This window comes from Paenibacillus sp. 598K, from assembly GCF_003851045.1.
Taxonomy (GTDB): Bacteria; Bacillota; Bacilli; order Paenibacillales; family Paenibacillaceae; genus Paenibacillus_D.
In genome coordinates, this window is record NZ_BFBX01000103.1 from 8,540 (window position 1) to 25,329 (window position 16,790).

Sequence of the window (16,790 nt, forward strand, 5' to 3'; positions counted from 1 at the left end):
TAACCGTCGAAACGGCCCCGTTCTGGGCGAAAAATCGCACAAGTGGGGCCGCTAACCGTCCCAACGGCCCCGTTCTGGGCGAAAAATCGCACAAGTGGCGCCGCTAACCGTCCCACCGGTCCCAATCTGTGCGAAATATCGCACAAGTATCGCCACTAACCGTCCCAACGGCCCCGTTCTGGGCGAAAAATCGCACAAGTGGGGCCGCTAACCGTCCCAACCGCCCCGTTCTGGGCGAAAAATCGCACAAGTGGGACCACTAACTGTCGAAACGGCCTCGATCTGTGCGAAATATCGCACAAGTATCGCCACTAACCGTCCCACCGGCCCTGATCTGCGCGAAAATAGCACCCATGCGACGACGTGATAGGCGACTATATAATATTCCTTTACAGGAATATTCGATTCATGGTATATTCAAATCAGCAAAACGAGTAGAGCACTACAAGGTGAGGTGGACGGAGCTTGCTGCCCACAGCTGCTGAAGCGGGGGGATAGAGCAGGCAGAGCAAAGGGATGAAGAGGATGGAGACGACAACATTTAGCGCCTTGTCGGAGCCAAGTCGGCTACGGATCGTCGAGCTGCTGCTGCATGGACCGATGACGGTCGGCGATATCGCGCAGCGACTCGAGATCCGTCAGCCACAGGCGTCCAAGCATCTAAAGGTGCTGCTGGAGGCTGGCTTGGTACAGGTAGAAGCGATAGCCAACCGCAGGGAATATCGGTTATCGCCGGAGCCGTTCCGCCAGTTGCAGAGCTGGCTTGACACTTACCGGGCGTTATGGGAAGAGCGATATGATCAGTTGGAGCTATACCTGCAGCGGTTGCAAGCCGAGCAGAAAGACTAACAATTACGGGAGGAATGAAGACGATGAGCAAGATGACGAGCAGGGTGGAAGGCAATGTACTCATATTGGAGCGGGTGTTCAAGGCCCCTCGGCAGCTGGTATTCCAGGCCTTTTCGGATGCGGAGCATTTGAAGCATTGGTGGGGACCTCGCGGTTGGACGCTGCCGGTGTGCAACGTTGATTTTCGTCCGGGCGGCGTATGGCATTACTGTATGAAGTGCGAGGACCGGGCGCAAGGCGACTTCTACGGTATGGAGTCTTGGGGCAAGGGCGTCTACAGCGAGATCGTGTCGGGAGAGAAGATCGCTTACAAGGATTACTTCTCCGATGCCGAGGGCAACGAGAATCCGGAGCTGCCGGCGACCGATATCGTCCTGCTCTTCGATGATCATGAGGAGGGCACACTGGTCATTAACCGCGCCGTGTACGCTTCCGCCGAAGGTCTGAAGACCGTGCTGGACATGGGGATGGAGCAAGGGATCACCGAGACATGGGATCGTCTCGACGAGTATTTGGCCGAGCAAGCGCGAGCTTAGGAACGCTCGCCTCGCTATCTGGGGGTCCAGCGCCCAGGTAAGCTAGTCCGCTCGTCACGCGCATGGTGTGCCAACTTGCGTACGGCCCGCTCGCTCAGAACAGACACAAACGCCCGTCCACCGGTTATAGCCGATAGACGGGCGTTTTGCGCATACCGAGGGCCTTGGCCCGGAGGCTACGCTTTGGCCTTGAAGTGAACGACCGCACTGTATAGCACCTTGCCCGCATTCGCATCGAACACGGCCTGATGCTGCACGGAGGCAACGTCGAGGAGCAGCGCCTTGTTGTTCTCGATCTGGACGTCGATTCGCTGCTCTAGCGACTTCAGATCATACGCCTGAAAAAACTCCACCTTGTTCTCGATTCGGCTCAGTGAAAATTCCATCCTGCTCGCTCCTGTTCATCATCTCTACCAGAGATGGCGCATCTGACGGATAACAGCACTATTATACCACGGATGCCGGTGCCGTGCCGGGAGGGTGAGAGCGCCTGTCAAGCCCCAACTCGCTAGCGATGGAAAAGAAGAAGCAGATGTCTTCATAGAGCTGATGCAGATGCTCGCTGTCTGCCTCTCGATGCAGAGGCGCTTCAAAATAGTTTTTGCTGCTGCCGAGCAGCAGACAAACATGGGTGTCGAAAAACGAAATATCAACTCGACCATTGTGCTTGTCTCGGAAGCGCACAAGTTCGCTCATCCGCCCCGGGGTTAGCAAGGCGCGCGCCTCCGCTTCATTCGACGTGCGTGTGACGAAGGTTTCGTTGAACGTGGGATCCTCCATCGCAAGCTCTTGGTTAACCCCGAGGGAGACAGAGGGCAGGAGATAGCTCAACTTGCGGAAACCGCGTGCTAGCTTGCTGCGGGAAGCGGCGTTGTGTGATTGCAAAATCGTAACGCCCTCAAAAGACGGCTCGACGCTGGCGATGAAACCGATCCCTTTGAAATGGCGAACCTTGCTTTTAGTGCCCGTCTCGCCATCGTCAATATACGATACGAGGGTGAGCTCGGAAAACTGAATCGCGGCGTCTTGGATACGGCCTTTAAACAGGTCCTCCCCACGAGCAATGACAGCGTCTTTGGGCAACAATCGCGAACGTTGTATCAAGTCGAAATCAACATGACCATCGGGAGTATACTCAAAATCGACCTTCTTGTAAGCACCGGTTTTATGGAGCAATGCCTCTGCCAGTCCGACGACAACGGTTTGCTTGAACTGAAGAGTATAACTCTCCTTGCTATTCGACCAGAAAAGCCATGTATACGCCAGTACGCCGAGCAGGAGCAGGATTCCCAAGACAATCCACCCTGTTCCCAATATGAGCAGGAACGCATTTCCGATAGCTACGCTTGCGAGCAGCCACATTCTTTTCCTCAGCTTGTTTCTCTGGTCTAGTCTTGTTTGCTCTACAGCTTCAAGAGCGGGCTTTAAGGTCTGCTTGACTTCGCTGAACGCTGGCGGCATAGGTCCCATGACTCCTCTATTATGTTTTGATATTACCATAACATAGAAAAGTTTGGTCATCTAGAGACAATTTGCATCGAATTGGCAAGCCCGCTCAGCGAATCTTGGTCTGGCCGACGGGAGCAGCTTAGCCGCCGATCTGCGGCACTAAGGCGCCTCTCCGCCGATCTGCGGCACTAAGGCGCCTCTCCGCCGATCTGTTGCATCACGGCATAGCCGTATGCCGGCAGCGTCAGCCGCAGGACGTCTGCTGCGAGCGCGACACCTTTGGCAATCTCGAGGCTGTGCCAGGAGGCAGCACCGCCCGGCGCCGGCAGCGTCACATCGACTGGCGCGACCTCGTTGTTGAGCACGATCAAGAAGCGGCTGGCCGCATCCCGCCGCTCATATACGAGCGTCTGCGGCTGGCCGGCGATCGGTACGAAGGCGATGTCGACGCCCCGCAGCGCGGCGTGCTCGCGGCGCAGCGCGATCATGCGGCGGAAGAAGGCGTACAGCTCGCGATCCTGACGCGCCGGGTCCCACTCCATGCACTTGCGGTTGTCGGGGTCGTACTCGCCGTCGATGCCCACTTCGTCGCCATAATAGATGCACGGCGCGCCCATATAGGTGAGCTGGAACAGTACGGCGAGCTTGAGCAGCCGCGTCTCGCCACCGCATAACGTCAGCAGACGGGTCGTGTCGTGACTGCCCAGCAGGTTAAAGGCGGCTTCGTTGATCTGTTGGGGATAGTACGCGAGCTGACGATTGATCGCCATCGCCAGCTGCTCCGCATCGATCAAGCGACGCGCGAAGAAGTCGAGGGCGATATTGGTGAAGGGATAGTTCATCACGGCATCGAACTGGTCGCCCTGCAGCCAAGGCATCGCGTCATGCATAATCTCGCCGAGCAGATAGGCCGAGGGATTGATCTGCTTGACCTCGCGGCGGAAATCTCGCCAGAACTGGTGGTCGACTTCGTTGGCGACGTCCAGCCGCCAGCCGTCAATGCCGAATTCCTCGGTCCAGTAGCGGACCGCGTCCAGCAAGTATTGCTTCACCTCGGGATGAGCGGTATTGAGCTTGGGCATGATCGGCTCGAAGCCGAAGGTGGCGTAGCTCGGGATGCCGTTGTCGTCGACGCGGAGCGGCCACTCCCGGATGAAAAACCAATCCGCATAACGAGACGTCGGTCCGTTGGCGACTACATCCTGATAGGGGGCGAATGTAAAGCCGCAATGGTTGAACACGCCGTCCAGCACAATCCGGATGCCGCGCGCATGACAGGTATCGATCAACTCCTTGAGCTTCTCCTTGGTCCCGAACTGGGGATCGAGCTGTCTGTAATCGGCGGTGTCGTACTTGTGATTGGTCGTCGCAGCGAACAACGGCGTGAAATAGATCGCATTGACCCCCAACTCGACGAGGTGATCGAGGTGGTCGATGACGCCCTGCAGATCGCCTCCAAAGAAGTTGGTCGGCGTCGGCTTGCCGCCCCACGGCTGGACCCCGGCAGGGTCGTTAGATGGATCGCCGTTGGCGAAGCGCTCGGGGAAGATCTGGTAAAATACCGCGTCCCGCACCCAAGTCGGCGGGGTATGCACATCCGAGGCATTGAGATAAGGGAAGTCGAACAAGCCCTCATACATGACGGCAGGCGGCTCGTGCAAAAAGCATTTCTCCTGCATATAAAGTCTTCCCCCGTCCCGGTCATGGAGGATAAAGTAATAGACCAATCTGTTAAAGGCGGGCGTTACCTCGGCCTGCCAGTAATCAAAAAGCTCATCGGAGGCGAGCAAATGCATCTCCTTCGTCTCCTTGTACTTGGTCGGATCGAACTTGTCGCCGCAGACCAGCTCGACCCGGGGCACGTCGTCTCGCAAGGTGCGAAGTCGGATATGAATGACAGTATCGCTATAAGCATAAGCCCAGTTTTGCCCTGCGCGATGGTAGACGGCTTCAGTACGAATCATTTCTTTACTCCTCCTGGATCGGCAAGAACACGCCAAAAAGGGCCCAACCTCATCAAGCATGCGAGGTTGAACCCGAAAGTTTCATTGCCTTTAAATTTAGCCTCAGCATAGCACGAGAATAAAGCAGCTGACAAGAGGAAGCAGGAGGGTGATATTTGACGATGTGCCGAGAAAAAAGGAGGATATTCAGTTTTTCCTTGGCTAAATCCCGGATTATCCTCTTATTTTCGGGGATCAGTCGATTTGCAAACGCTTTAGTGGCTGCTGTATGATGGAGGCGTGTAAGGGAAGAACGTCTGACAACTTAAAGGCAATGTTACCTGGAAGGGTACAACCTCGGCACTTGGTGCAGCGGGTTGTGCCCTTTTTGCTATTCTATCAAAGGGGCGATAACGATGAAAAACAAGAAACAGATCGGAAGTAAAAACCAAAAGAAAACACTGCAAGCGGCCGTCACATGCGGCCTGGCACTGTCGCTGGTGCTGGCGGGATGCAGCAACGGCGGCAGCGGCAACGCGCCAAACGCGCAGCCGCCTGCCACGAACAATAGCGTCAACAATACGGCAGGCAACAGCGAGGATGAGGAGCTGGCGCCGGAGTCAGGAGCCAAGCTGGTCGTCTGGGAAGCCAAGGAGCAGCTCGAGTACATGCAAGCGCTCGCGGCCGACTTCGAGGCCGAATATGGCGTGCCAGTGACGATCGAGGAGCTGGCGGGCGGCGAGCAGGGCGGCAGGCTGGCGACGGATGGTCCATCGAAGCTGGCGGCCGACGTGCTGACGCTGCCGCATGACCAGATCGGTCAGGCGGTGACGGCAGGGCTGCTGCTGCCCAACGATGTGTTCGAGGAGGAGACGCGGGAGAGCATGGTCGAGGCGGCCGTGATGGCTTCGTCCTACGATGGCGTGCTGTACGGCTATCCGAAGTCGGTGGAGACGTACGGCATGTTCTACAACAAGGACCTGATGCCGGAAGCGCCGCAGAGCTGGGACGAGGTGATCGCCTTCGCCAAGGACTTCAACGACCCGGGTCATAATAAATATACCATCATGTGGGAGTTCGTCGGTTATTACACCTACCCGTTCATCGGCAGCTACGGCGGCTATATCTTCGGCGATAACAACACCAATCCTGCGGATATCGGGCTGAACAAGGAAGGCACGGTCGAAGGCTTCACCTTCTTGCGCTCGCTGCGCGAGATTCTGCCGATGAATGCCGGCGACGTCACCTACGATGTGAAGACGCAACTGTTCCAGGAAGGCAAGCTGGCGCTGAATATCGACGGTCCATGGTCGGTAGCGGCCTTCAAGGATAAGGTTAACTTTGGCGTGGCGCCGCTGCCGCGCACAGCGGATGGTCAGCCATCGCAGTCGTTCTCCGGGATCAAATCGTATTATGTCAACTCGTATTCGGCGTATCCGATCGCAGCTCGCTTGTTCGCGAACTTCGCTAGCAACAAGGAGAACCAACTGAAAAACTTCGAGATGACCGGCGCGATCCCGACGAATATCGAGGCGGGCGAGGCCCCTGCGATCCAGGAGGACCCGATTACAAGCGGCTTCTTCGAGCAGTTCACCAACTCGACGCCGATGCCGTCGATCTCCCAGATCAACTCGGTGTGGGAGCCGCTCAAGGCGGCATTTATCTCCGTATGGGACGATGCGAATGTCGAAGTCCAGCAGCTACTCGATCAGACCGTGAAGACAATCCAGGCGGACATCGATTCGAAATAAACGACGGGTGGTTAGTCGGATGAATTACAAAATCAAGGCGCTGTTCTTGTCCGTCATCTGCATGGGGGCAGGGCAGCTCTACAACCGCCAATATGGGAAAGGCCTGCTGTTCCTGGCTATATACGTTGCCGGCTGGTACAGCCTGCTGAATTCGCTGCTCGGCTATGTGCGGGGATTGATCACGCTCGGCGAGCAGCCGAGCGGCATGGTCAAGGTCGGCAAGCTGACGAAGATGGTGGAGGGCGATCACAGCATCTTTATGATGATCGACGGCTTGATCGCGCTACTGGCGATCCTGCTTCTGGCAGGTGTCTACGTACTCAACCTGCGGGATGCTTACTTGACCGGCGCGGCAAGGGAGCGGGGCGAGCAGCCCCGTTCGTTCGCGGCGTCGCTCCGCGAGCTGAATCGCAAGCATTTTGCTTATCTGGTGCTGGCGATTCCTGGTGTGGCGGTACTGTTCCTGACGATCCTGCCGATCATCTTCTCTGTTCTGCTGGCCTTCACCAATTATGCCGATCCGATCCTGCCCCCGGCCAATCTCGTCGATTGGGTCGGGTTCGATAATTTCCTGCGGATGGTCAATCTGAAGGTATGGAGCGCGACCTTCGGCGGCGTCCTGATCTGGACGCTGATCTGGGCGGTAATCGCTACCTTCACCACCTATGTCGGCGGCGTCCTGGTGGCGGTGCTCATCCAGCAGCCGGGCATCCGGTTCAAAAAACTGTGGCGCACGGTGCTGATCGTGCCGTTCGCCATCCCGAGCATGATCTCTCTGCTCGTCATGCGCAATCTGTTCAACAACCAGTTCGGGCCGGTCAACGGCTACCTGCGCAGCATGGGGCTGGACGGCATCCCGTGGCTGACCGACCCGTTCTGGGCCAAGGTGACCGTCATCCTCGCCAACATGTGGCTCGGCATCCCGGTGACGATGATCCTGGCGATCGGCGTGCTGACGACGATACCGAAGGATATGTACGAGGCGGCCGAGGTCGATGGCGCGGGCGCTTACCAGAAGTTCCGGCTGATCACGCTGCCGATGGTGCTGTTCGCCACGGCGCCGGTGCTGATCATGCAGTTCGCCGGCAATATCAATAACTTCAACGTCATCTATCTGCTGACTGGCGGCGAGCCGGTCAATGCCAACTACCAGTATGCCGGCCATACCGATCTGCTCGTCACCTGGCTCTACAAGCTGGCCCTTAATCAGTCGCAGTATAGCTTCGCATCGGTTATCGGCATCGTCATCTTCCTGATGGTCGCCTCCTTCTCGATCTGGAGCTACCGACGGACCCGATCCTATCGAGAGGAGGACATGATCGCATGAGGAGAGGCACAGCCCATACAGCGAAGCTGTCGCTTAGCTATCTGATCCTGATCGTCCTGAGCCTGATCAGCCTGTTCCCGGCGCTCTGGATCGTCATGTCTTCCTTTAAGGTCGGCAATAGTCTGTTCAGCGATACCTTTATCCCGCGAGCGTTTACGTTCGAGCATTACATGAATCTGTTCCAGAACACCCGTTACCCGCAATGGTTCCTCAATACGCTCAAGGTAGCGGCTTTATCGACGATCTTCGGCACCTTCCTGCTGTTGCTCTCGTCTTACGCGATCTCGCGCTACCGCTTCGTCGGACGGCGGACGACGCTGACGACGCTGCTGGTGCTGCAGATGTTCCCCGGCTTCATGGCGATGATCGCCATCTACGTGCTGCTCAACACGATGGGCCTGCTCAACTCGCATTGGGCGCTTGTCCTCGTCTACAGCAGCGGCGCGATGGTGACCAATGTGTTCGTGGCCAAAGGGTTCTTCGACACGATCCCGCGAAGTTTGGAGGACGCGGCCCGGATCGACGGGGCGAGCCATCTGCGATTATTTTTCTCGATCATGATCCCGCTGTCGCGGCCGATGCTGACGTATGCCGGACTGATGATCTTCAACGGCTGCTTCGTCGACTTTATCTTCGCCGACCTGATCCTGCGGACGGAGGAGCAGCGGACGCTGGCTGTCGGCTTGTACCGGATGGTCAGCCAGCGCAACTCGACCGAGTTCACGCTGTTCGCCGCCGGGGCTGTGCTCGTCGCGCTGCCAGTGACGATGCTGTTCCTGTTCCTGCAACGCTTCCTCGTCGAGGGGCTGACGGCAGGAGCGACCAAAGGGTAGAGGGAGAGTACTGCCCCGCCCCCAAACAGTGCCTGCGGTCACGGATCGTTTCTGGTGTCTCGTCGGCTGTTTGAGGGCAAAATAACAAAAAAGCCTGTTCCCGAGACGAACTCGGATCAGGCTTCTTTTTATTGGAAGCAGCTACAAAGCTTTGCTTCTTTTCAGTTTTGGGGGATTTCATTACACCCGGCAAATATCCTTCGGACAGTTCTCGCATTTGCAGACGTTCTGCAAGTACTTGAGGTCCTTGATCAGCACCGAGCCGTTGTCGACGGTGATCGCTCCCGATCGCCGCAAATCCGACAGGATGCGGTTGACGCTCTCGCGCGTGGCGCCGATCATCTCGGCCATCTCGCTGTTGGTGATCTTCTTGTCGATGCGGATGCCATCCTCCGACTCGATGCCGTACGAATTGCCCAGACGGATGATGAGCGAGCAGAGCGCGCCCGGCTTGCCGTAGAGCAGCAGATCGCGGAACTTGGTCTGCGTCATGCGATGCATCACGCCCATCCATTTCATGAACTCGATTGCCAGATCGCCGTGCTGCCAGAGCATCGTCTCAAGGTCCTTTTGCTGGATAATGCCGATCTCCGCATCCTCGATCACCTCGGCGTTGAAGCTCTGCACCGATTGCTGGAACGGGTCGATCTGGCCGAACATATCGCCGGCATGGTGCAGGTACAGCGTTATTTTGCTGCCGTTGTCGGTCATCTTGGTCAGCTTGACGCGCCCCGACTTGACGTAATAGAGGTATTCGGCGGGATCGCCGTCCCAGAACAGGTACGACGCCGCTTTAACCTTGTGCACATACATCAGGCTGGTCAGTTTTTCTATATTATCGGGGGTGAAGTAAGCGGAGATCCCTTGAGCAGCCGCGGTCTGACGATCCGGCGCGATTGCGCTCGCGGTGGTCTTCATGCTGATTAGCCCCTTTCATTGTGTAGTTTTTCTACTATACTTGTAGTATACTACGTCACACCTAAGGTGAATATCGGGAGATGCCCCTAATGTTGGCGATATGGGCGAGGGCATTCCCTTAGTGCCGATGTGATATTGGTCACTGCGGAAGGAGGCGGTGCGTGATGTAATAGATACATAATCGCATGAGGTCATGATCGTATGAGGTCATGCGGCCGCGAGGCGGCGAGGAGGAATCAAGATGCTGACAGGGATTATTGTGGCGAACGGGCATAGCCGGCGGATGGACGGCGAGAACAAAAGCTTGCTGCAAGTCGGCGGCGAGGCGCTCATCCAGCGGCAGATTCGGTTAATGAAATGTGTCTGCAGCGAAATTATTATCGTAACCAATACCCCCCGGCTCTTCCTGCGCAAGGTAGACGAGTCGGTACGGATCATCACGGACTACTATTCTAACCGGGGACCGCTGGGCGGCATGCACGCCGGCCTGACGCTATCCCGCAACAGACATGCCTGGATCGCAGGCTGGGATATGCCTTTTCTCTCCTGGGAAGCCGCATCGCTTATGCTGCGCATGATGCAGCCGTCCGACGAAGCGGTGCTCCCTGTTATCGGGGGGACCACACGAGTCCTGCATGGCATTTTTGATCGTTCCTGCGCCGTCAAGATGGAGACGCTGCTGATGAACGACCTGACGATGCTGCCGGCGCTGCTCGATGTGCTGCAGTGGCAGGCCGTGCCGGAATCCGATTTTGTCCGGGCGGGCATCGACCCGGGTTTCGTCACAGCGATCAAGACAAGAGACGATTATGAGGAAGCTTTGCGTCTGCTGGACGGAAAGGATGCTGACACATATGGAACACGCTCCCCTACGCCTGGTTGAGGAACTGGCGTTAAAAAAAGATAAGGTGTATCGCCACAGCAGGGTGAACTACTTGCTCCGGTCCATGCTGGCCAGCATGTTCATCGGCTTTGGCGTTATCGTGGCATTTAAGACCGGCAGCTTCTTCTACGCCGATCATTCGCCGCTTATGTATCCGATGGCAGCGATGACCTTTGGTGCTGCGATTATCTTGATCTCCTATGGAGGCGGGGACCTGTTTACCGGCAACACCTTTTACTTCACCTTTGCCGCGCTGCGCGGCAAGCTTCAGTGGGGACGGGTGGGCCGGCTATGGGTGACGAGCTATTTGGGCAATATTTTGGGCGCTGCCGCATTTGCTTTGCTGATCTGGGCGACCGGCTTGTTCCGGGACGTCTCGGTGCACGGCTTCCTGCTCAGCGTCGTCGACAAGAAGATGCATGCGCCGACGATGGAGCTGTTTTTCCGGGGCTTGCTCTGTAACTGGCTTGTCTGCCTCGCCTTCTTCATTCCGATGAATCTGAAGGGCGATGGACCGAAGCTGTTTGCGATGATGCTGTTTGTCTTTTGCTTTTTCATTTCTGGTTATGAGCATAGTATTGCCAATCTGTGCACCTTTGCGATTGCATTTGTCGTTGACACCAAGGAAGCGGTCACAGTCGGCGGCATGCTGCACAACCTGATCCCGGTTACGCTGGGCAATCTTCTGGGCGGATCGGTATTTATGGGCTGGATGTATTATATGGTGAACAAACCGTTCGAGGAGGATGCGACGCAATGAAAAAAACGAGAGTCGTAGTGATAGGTGTAGGGATGGTAGGATCGACAACGGCGTATACGCTGTTGCTGCGGGAGCGCGCGGACGAGCTGGTGATGATCGACGTAGACCATAACAAGGCGGTCGGCGATGCGCTCGATATGAATCACGGCATGCCGTTCATCGGTCATACCGAGGTATGGGCCGGAACGTACGAGGATTGCAAAGGCGCGGACATTATCATCATCACCGCCGGCTCGGCGCAAAAGCCAGGCGAGACCCGCACAGCGCTCCTGAAGCGGAACGTAGCGATCTACGAGAGCATCATCTCGGAGGTGCTGAAGTACAACGACGACGGCATCCTGCTGCTGGCGACGAACCCGGTTGATATTATGAGCTACTTTTCGCTCAAAAAATCGGGCTGGCCGGTCAACCGCGTCATCGGCTCGGGCACGCTGCTCGACAGCGCGCGCTTCCGCTACCTGATCGGCGAAGAGCTGAAGCTTGATCCGCGCAGCGTCCATGGGCATATCATCGGCGAGCACGGCGACTCGGAGCTGCCGGTATGGAGCTTGGTCAACGTCGCTGGCGCACCTGTCGAGCTCGACGAGCAGACGCGGGAAAAGCTGTTCGTCAACACGCGCGACGCGGCCTACCAGATCATCGAAGCTAAAGGCGCGACGTACTACGCGATCGGTCTGGCGCTTGACCGGATCGTCACGGCGATCCTGCGCGATGAAGCGGCGGTCCTCAATGTGTCGACGTTATTGCAAGACTACCACGGCGTCTCGGACGTCTACCTCGGCGTACCGTGCGTCGTCGATCGCCAAGGCGTCCGCCAGGTGATGGACATCGCGTTGTCGGAGGATGAGCGCCAGCTGCTGCACAAGTCGGCTGACAAGCTCAAGGACCTGATTCGCTCGATCGAGAGCTAGTCTGCCCGAACAAGCCTTGTTTTAGTGGCGATAGCCACATATAGAAGCCCCGGGGCGCAAAATCTTTGCGAAGCTTACCGCATTGATTTTGCTCCGGTGCTTTTTTTATTGTTCGCCAATATCGTTGTCCTCGGAAATAGATCACGTTGAACCCGCCGATATGCCCATTATTTCCCCTTGATGTAACACAACGTTAACAAACGAAGCGGTCGAATTGTGATGCCAGTCACTGAGTGCGTATTTGCATCCCCTTACAATGAGGAAGGAACGTAAAGAGATTAGGGAGGGCGCACAATGACGAAATCAATGGGAAAGGGAAAGCAGGAAAAAGAGCCGACGCTGAAGGGAACCTTTGCCTCCGTTATACTTCTGGCTGCTTTTATTGTCCTGACATGGCTTGGCGTATTCGTGTTATTCATATCTAGGGGGTAGCGAGATGCATATTCATCGATTAGAGAAAATCTGGATCATCATCGGCATCGCCATGCTGGGCGTATTTCTCGTCGTAGTCGGCATCGGTGCATTCGCCTTGGGCATGCAGCCCCCCGGCTCGCATGCCCGCCATATCTCGGCGATTGATCCGGACAAAGTAAACGAAACGCCGCCATTTGACAATCCGCGAATCGAGAAGGTCGGCGAGAAGGAATACAATGCCTATCTGGTCGGCTTTGCCTTCGGTTATTCGCCGGATAAGATGGAGGTCCCTGTAGGCTCGACGGTTCACTTCCAGATTACGAGCAGCGACGTCGTCCACGGCTTCCAGATCCCTGGCACCAATGTGAACATGATGGTCGTACCGGGCGAGATCAACTACTTGAGCCATACGTTCAAGGAGCCGGGCGAATATCTGATCCTGTGCAACGAGTATTGCGGCATCGGACATGAATACATGGCGACGACGATTATCGTGTCGTAAGAAGGGACGGACCATACGATGACAGATCCAAAATCGAAATATGCCGCATCGTCGGCAGGCGCGAAGAGCGAAGGTCACACGCCGTATCCTCGCCAGGAAGCCTCGATTGTATTAAGCCATATTATTTTTGCCTTCATCGCTTTGCTGGTCGGCGGGATCGCAGGGCTGCTGCAAGGGCTGGTGCGCGGCGGGATGTTGACGCTTCCCGGCGGCATCGGCTATTATCAGCTGCTGACCGCGCATGGCGTATTGATGGCGCTGGTGTTTACGACGTTTTTCATCATCGGCTTCCTCTACTCGGGCATCGCCCAGACGCTTGGCGGCAAGCTGCTGCCTGCGACCCGCCGCTTCGCCTGGCTAGGCTTCGTATTGATGGCGGCGGGCACCGTGCTCGGCACGATCATGATCCTGCAGAACAAGGCGACGGTGCTGTATACGTTTTATGCGCCGATGCAAGCCTCCGTGCTGTTCTATATCGCGCTTGTGCTACTCGTCGTCGGCAGCTGGAGCAGCGGCTTCGGCATGATCTACCAATACCGCTACTGGCGCCGCAAGCATCAGGGCAAGCTGTCCCCGCTGTTCGCCTTCATGGCGATCGTGACGATGCTGATGTGGCTGATCGCGACGCTTGGCGTGGCAGCGACGGTGCTGTTCCAGTTTATCCCATGGTCGGTCGGTTGGGTCGATACGATCAATGTTATGCTCAGCCGCACACTGTTCTGGTACTTCGGCCATCCGCTCGTCTACTTCTGGCTGCTGCCGGCCTATATGTGCTGGTATGTGATTATTCCGAAGATTATCGGCGGCCGCATCTTCAGCGATGCGCTGGCCCGGCTGTCGTTTATCCTGTTGCTGCTGTTCTCGATCCCGGTCGGCTTCCACCATCAGCTGATGGAGCCGGGCATCTCGCCCGTCTGGAAGTACATCCAGGTCGTACTGACGTTTATGGTCGTCATCCCATCGCTTATGACCGCCTTTTCGCTGTTTGCCACCTTTGAGATCAGCGGCCGGGAGAAGGGCGCCAAAGGCTTGTTTGGCTGGGTGAAGGTGTTGCCGTGGAAGGACGTGCGCTTTTTCGCGCCATTTATGGGGATGCTGATCTTCATCCCGGCAGGCGCTGGCGGCATCATCAATGCCAGCCACCAGATGAACGGAGTCATCCACAATACGCTTTGGGTGACTGGACACTTCCATCTGACGGTGGCGACGAGCGTTGCGCTGACGTTCTTCGGCATCGCCTACTGGCTCATCCCGGTCGTCACCAACCGCGTGCTGACGCCGGCGATGAACCGGCTCGGCATCATCCAGACGATCCTGTGGCTGATCGGGATGCTGTTCATGTCCGGCCCGATGCATGCAGTCGGTCTGCTCGGATCGCCGCGCCGCACGGCCTTCACGACGTACAACGATCATCCGGACGCTGTCCTGTGGATGCCTTATCATGTGGCGATGGCGATCGGCGGGACGATCCTGTTCGTCGCTGTCATCCTGATGGTGTACAACATCTTCGCCATGATGCGCGCGCCGCGCGGCGAGACGCCGTACCCGCTCGGCGAGGTCGCCGATCAGGCCGAGCCGACGCCCAAGCTGCTGGAGAGATGGCGGGTATGGATCGCGATCGTCGTCCTGCTCATCCTGTTTGCCTACACGATCCCGGTGATCGACATGGTGAGGCATGCCGGACCCGGCTCGCCGACCTGGATTACGTGGTAGGGAGGCTAGGGGAGCTAGTAGAAGTAAGAGATGTGGGGGAAGCAACAAAAGCAAGAGAAGCAAGAGAAGCAAGAGAAGGTCGGCCGTTGCGGTCGGCCTTTTGCTTGATTTATTGGTCCAGGCAGCACAAGAAGGGTGGTGGGTAACGTCAATTGGACTGTCCGACCGGGGGAGCACCCGACTGGACACTCTCTTCATATAGAGATTGCTATGAACCCGTTGCTTGGCAGGTGGAGTTACACTTGGTTATAGGGGCGCGTCGGCTTATATGGTATGATGTGGAGACATGTCGCGTCAGCCTAGTATTCCATAACGTTGAAATTACACGGTTTCGGCTAGGGTTTGCTCCCGCGTCATTCGGCGAGGTGGGCTACCGAAACGACGTGACAGCTACCAAATCCTAATGCTTGCCCTGGGCCTTATTTGGTCGAAAAAGCAGCGTCTCGCATTCTAACGCTCACCAGCGAGCTTATTTTGGTAAAACAGCGCCGAAAAGCACGTTTTCTTGGGAATAAGCGCCATGGCGAGCGTTACGCTGCCAGAAAGCGCTATAGTACGGAAATAAGCGCCGTGGCGAGCGTTAAAGTAACGCGCAGAAGGCGCGGGTTAAGCTGCGTGGTGGGCAGCGCGCTGCGCAGCTAGGGGCGGCGGCCAAATCGAGAGCTGGAGGTGATCATGATGGATACATCCTGCGAGGTGACGATGGACCTGTACCAGGATTGGATCGGTACGGCAAGAGAGGTGTTCCGGGGCTCGGGCCATCCGCTGGAGCCGCATCTGACCGATGAAGAGATCGCGTATCAGTACTATCGACTGCAGACCGATACCGACGAGGAGGCGCAGGCGATGAGCGAGCGCAATCGCGATCGTCTGGAGCAGATGCAGCGGACGATCCTAGAGCATCTCGACAGCGCGATCGTCCCGGACATCCGGGCGAGGACCGGATATACCGGCCAGCGCTTCATCTTCCGCTGGGTGTTCGCCGAGGGCGAGCATATCATCGAGGAGTGCTCGGAGTATCGCATCCCGTTGTAAGAGCTGCGTGTTCCACAGGTTCGAATCTCTCCTGGCACGTCAAGCAAGTCAAGCCAACCTCTGCCTGGGCGAAGGTTGGCTTGGCTTGTTTGGATTACAAAGGTAGACCGCATGAGAATCGTTCATATGCAGGCCATGCGCGAATCGCGAACGGAGCGTGACTCCGTAAACGAAGAAGACGTGAGACTGTGCAACGTCGATAGGAACAGTATATCAGATCGGATCGTGCTTCTAGTATTGCAACACGACCATCTGATGGCATTCGAGCTCCGGCACCGTGTAGCGGATCGCGCCATCAGCAACCGTGAAGGGCAGCTCCTGCCCCGACGGGGCGAGATATACCTGACGGACCGGTTGCGCGGTGCGGACCTGTACCTCGATATCACGCAGCGTCGGCAGGTCCTCGATGATCTCGATGCCGTTGCCTCGGCGCACCGGCGAACCGTAGAGCAGATGCTGCACGAGTCGGCGCTCGCCCGGCTGATGCTGCAGCGTAACGATGCCCTGGGCCGGGAGCGTTGTCTCCAGCTGCGGCTCAGGCAACAGCCGCTTCAGCGCATGGAGGACGAGCTCGCGCAGCACGAGACTGCCCGTCTCGGCGTAGTCGACGAATACCTCCCATGCGATGTAGATACCGTCCGGCCCCTCCGTGATCCCGGGAGCCGCTGGCTCCGGCCGGGGCGGCGTATGCTGATGCGAGCTGAAGCGGGCGGCGCTGCGGTTGAAGTACGGGTCGACGCGCATCGCCAGTGCCTGACCGCCCTCGGCCAGCTCGATGTGCTGAGCAGACGCATACATGACATGGACGGCAGGCGGCAGCCCGCCGATCGGGATCTCGGTCTGCACGTAGCTCGGCTGGCACTCCGCCAGGCCGAGCGGACGCGCGCCGAGACCGGCGAGCAACGGCGCGCTCGCGGCGTCGGCAGCCGCGTCGAGCCCGTCCTGCCCGGCAGAGGCTGGAGCGGC

General features: G+C 57.3%; 16 protein-coding genes and 1 pseudogene. 12 read left to right on the top strand and 5 right to left on the bottom strand.

Annotated elements, in window-relative coordinates:
- Window positions 1–525 precede the first annotated feature (525 nt).
- Window positions 526–849, top strand: a complete 324-nt coding sequence (locus PA598K_RS26300) for an ArsR/SmtB family transcription factor (RefSeq protein WP_128659798.1) — start codon at window positions 526–528, stop codon at window positions 847–849.
- A gap of 23 nt (window positions 850–872) precedes the next feature.
- Window positions 873–1,385, top strand: coding sequence for an SRPBCC domain-containing protein (locus PA598K_RS26305; protein WP_376739078.1), 513 nt, complete (start codon window positions 873–875; stop codon window positions 1,383–1,385).
- 176 nt (window positions 1,386–1,561) lie between these two features.
- On the opposite strand, the gene PA598K_RS26310 is transcribed toward PA598K_RS26305, so the two are convergent.
- From PA598K_RS26310 to PA598K_RS26320, 3 genes are all read right to left on the bottom strand, one after another.
- Window positions 1,562–1,771 (bottom strand): YrzA family protein, encoded by a 210-nt coding sequence (locus PA598K_RS26310; RefSeq protein ID WP_128659800.1) that lies wholly within the window; start codon window positions 1,769–1,771, stop codon window positions 1,562–1,564.
- A 61-nt stretch (window positions 1,772–1,832) separates the two neighbouring features.
- Window positions 1,833–2,846 (bottom strand): DUF3137 domain-containing protein, encoded by a 1,014-nt coding sequence (locus PA598K_RS26315; protein WP_185602239.1) that lies wholly within the window; start codon window positions 2,844–2,846, stop codon window positions 1,833–1,835.
- Between the two features lie 176 nt (window positions 2,847–3,022).
- Window positions 3,023–4,798, bottom strand: a complete 1,776-nt coding sequence (locus PA598K_RS26320) for an alpha-glycosidase (RefSeq protein WP_128659802.1) — start codon at window positions 4,796–4,798, stop codon at window positions 3,023–3,025.
- 395 nt (window positions 4,799–5,193) lie between these two features.
- On the opposite strand from PA598K_RS26320, the gene PA598K_RS26325 reads away from it, so the two are divergent.
- Genes PA598K_RS26325 through PA598K_RS26335 form a run of 3 tightly spaced genes read left to right on the top strand, consistent with a single transcriptional unit; the run spans window position 5,194 to window position 8,688 of the window.
- Entirely contained in the window at window positions 5,194–6,528 is a 1,335-nt protein-coding gene (locus tag PA598K_RS26325; protein WP_128659803.1) for a sugar ABC transporter substrate-binding protein, read from the top strand.
- 19 nt (window positions 6,529–6,547) lie between these two features.
- Window positions 6,548–7,855, top strand: coding sequence for a sugar ABC transporter permease (locus PA598K_RS26330; RefSeq protein WP_128659804.1), 1,308 nt, complete (start codon window positions 6,548–6,550; stop codon window positions 7,853–7,855).
- A complete protein-coding gene (locus PA598K_RS26335; RefSeq protein WP_128659805.1) occupies window positions 7,852–8,688 on the top strand; it encodes a sugar ABC transporter permease in 837 nt (278 codons plus the stop codon). Before PA598K_RS26330 ends, PA598K_RS26335 begins: the two co-directional genes overlap by 4 nt.
- A gap of 180 nt (window positions 8,689–8,868) precedes the next feature.
- Here PA598K_RS26335 and PA598K_RS26340 read toward each other — a convergent pair whose 3' ends face one another.
- On the bottom strand, window positions 8,869–9,606 hold the full coding sequence (locus PA598K_RS26340) for a Crp/Fnr family transcriptional regulator (RefSeq protein WP_128659806.1): 738 nt from the start codon (window positions 9,604–9,606) through the stop codon (window positions 8,869–8,871).
- Window positions 9,607–9,847: 241 nt separating this feature from the next.
- Here PA598K_RS26340 and mobA point away from each other — a divergent pair, with 241 nt between their 5' ends.
- From mobA to PA598K_RS26375, 7 genes are all read left to right on the top strand, one after another.
- Window positions 9,848–10,489 carry a molybdenum cofactor guanylyltransferase gene (gene mobA, locus PA598K_RS26345; RefSeq protein WP_128659807.1) on the top strand — a complete coding sequence of 214 codons (642 nt, stop codon included), beginning with the start codon at window positions 9,848–9,850 and terminating at the stop codon, window positions 10,487–10,489.
- Window positions 10,461–11,249, top strand: a complete 789-nt coding sequence (locus tag PA598K_RS26350; RefSeq protein ID WP_128659808.1) for a formate/nitrite transporter family protein — start codon at window positions 10,461–10,463, stop codon at window positions 11,247–11,249. The genes mobA and PA598K_RS26350 overlap by 29 nt, the downstream gene beginning before the upstream one ends.
- A complete protein-coding gene (locus PA598K_RS26355; RefSeq protein ID WP_128659809.1) occupies window positions 11,246–12,160 on the top strand; it encodes an L-lactate dehydrogenase in 915 nt (304 codons plus the stop codon). Before PA598K_RS26350 ends, PA598K_RS26355 begins: the two co-directional genes overlap by 4 nt.
- Window positions 12,161–12,454: 294 nt before the next feature.
- Window positions 12,455–12,592 carry a cytochrome c oxidase subunit 2A gene (locus tag PA598K_RS26360; protein WP_128659810.1) on the top strand — a complete coding sequence of 46 codons (138 nt, stop codon included), beginning with the start codon at window positions 12,455–12,457 and terminating at the stop codon, window positions 12,590–12,592.
- 4 nt (window positions 12,593–12,596) lie between these two features.
- A complete protein-coding gene (locus PA598K_RS26365; protein ID WP_128659811.1) occupies window positions 12,597–13,076 on the top strand; it encodes a cytochrome c oxidase subunit II in 480 nt (159 codons plus the stop codon).
- Window positions 13,077–13,094: 18 nt separating this feature from the next.
- Complete coding sequence (locus PA598K_RS26370; protein WP_128659812.1) at window positions 13,095–14,789, top strand: b(o/a)3-type cytochrome-c oxidase subunit 1; 1,695 nt, start codon at window positions 13,095–13,097, stop codon at window positions 14,787–14,789.
- 675 nt (window positions 14,790–15,464) lie between these two features.
- A complete protein-coding gene (locus PA598K_RS26375; protein WP_260405626.1) occupies window positions 15,465–15,824 on the top strand; it encodes a hypothetical protein in 360 nt (119 codons plus the stop codon).
- 231 nt (window positions 15,825–16,055) lie between these two features.
- Here PA598K_RS26375 and PA598K_RS26380 read toward each other — a convergent pair.
- Window positions 16,056–16,790, bottom strand: a pseudogene (locus PA598K_RS26380) (beta-galactosidase); the annotation flags it as partial.

Bases quoted from the DNA above. Each gene is read 5' to 3' on its own strand.
- PA598K_RS26300 (WP_128659798.1), top strand. From the start codon at position 526: ATGGAGACGACAACATTTAGCGCCTTGTCGGAGCCAAGTCGGCTACGG.
- PA598K_RS26305 (WP_376739078.1), top strand. From the start codon at position 873: ATGAGCAAGATGACGAGCAGGGTGGAAGGCAATGTACTCATATTGGAG.
- PA598K_RS26310 (WP_128659800.1), bottom strand. From the start codon at position 1,771: ATGGAATTTTCACTGAGCCGAATCGAGAACAAGGTGGAGTTTTTTCAG.
- PA598K_RS26315 (WP_185602239.1), bottom strand. From the start codon at position 2,846: ATGCCGCCAGCGTTCAGCGAAGTCAAGCAGACCTTAAAGCCCGCTCTT.
- PA598K_RS26320 (WP_128659802.1), bottom strand. From the start codon at position 4,798: ATGATTCGTACTGAAGCCGTCTACCATCGCGCAGGGCAAAACTGGGCT.
- PA598K_RS26325 (WP_128659803.1), top strand. From the start codon at position 5,194: ATGAAAAACAAGAAACAGATCGGAAGTAAAAACCAAAAGAAAACACTG.
- PA598K_RS26330 (WP_128659804.1), top strand. From the start codon at position 6,548: ATGAATTACAAAATCAAGGCGCTGTTCTTGTCCGTCATCTGCATGGGG.
- PA598K_RS26335 (WP_128659805.1), top strand. From the start codon at position 7,852: ATGAGGAGAGGCACAGCCCATACAGCGAAGCTGTCGCTTAGCTATCTG.
- PA598K_RS26340 (WP_128659806.1), bottom strand. From the start codon at position 9,606: ATGAAGACCACCGCGAGCGCAATCGCGCCGGATCGTCAGACCGCGGCT.
- mobA (WP_128659807.1), top strand. From the start codon at position 9,848: ATGCTGACAGGGATTATTGTGGCGAACGGGCATAGCCGGCGGATGGAC.
- PA598K_RS26350 (WP_128659808.1), top strand. From the start codon at position 10,461: ATGGAACACGCTCCCCTACGCCTGGTTGAGGAACTGGCGTTAAAAAAA.
- PA598K_RS26355 (WP_128659809.1), top strand. From the start codon at position 11,246: ATGAAAAAAACGAGAGTCGTAGTGATAGGTGTAGGGATGGTAGGATCG.
- PA598K_RS26360 (WP_128659810.1), top strand. From the start codon at position 12,455: ATGACGAAATCAATGGGAAAGGGAAAGCAGGAAAAAGAGCCGACGCTG.
- PA598K_RS26365 (WP_128659811.1), top strand. From the start codon at position 12,597: ATGCATATTCATCGATTAGAGAAAATCTGGATCATCATCGGCATCGCC.
- PA598K_RS26370 (WP_128659812.1), top strand. From the start codon at position 13,095: ATGACAGATCCAAAATCGAAATATGCCGCATCGTCGGCAGGCGCGAAG.
- PA598K_RS26375 (WP_260405626.1), top strand. From the start codon at position 15,465: ATGATGGATACATCCTGCGAGGTGACGATGGACCTGTACCAGGATTGG.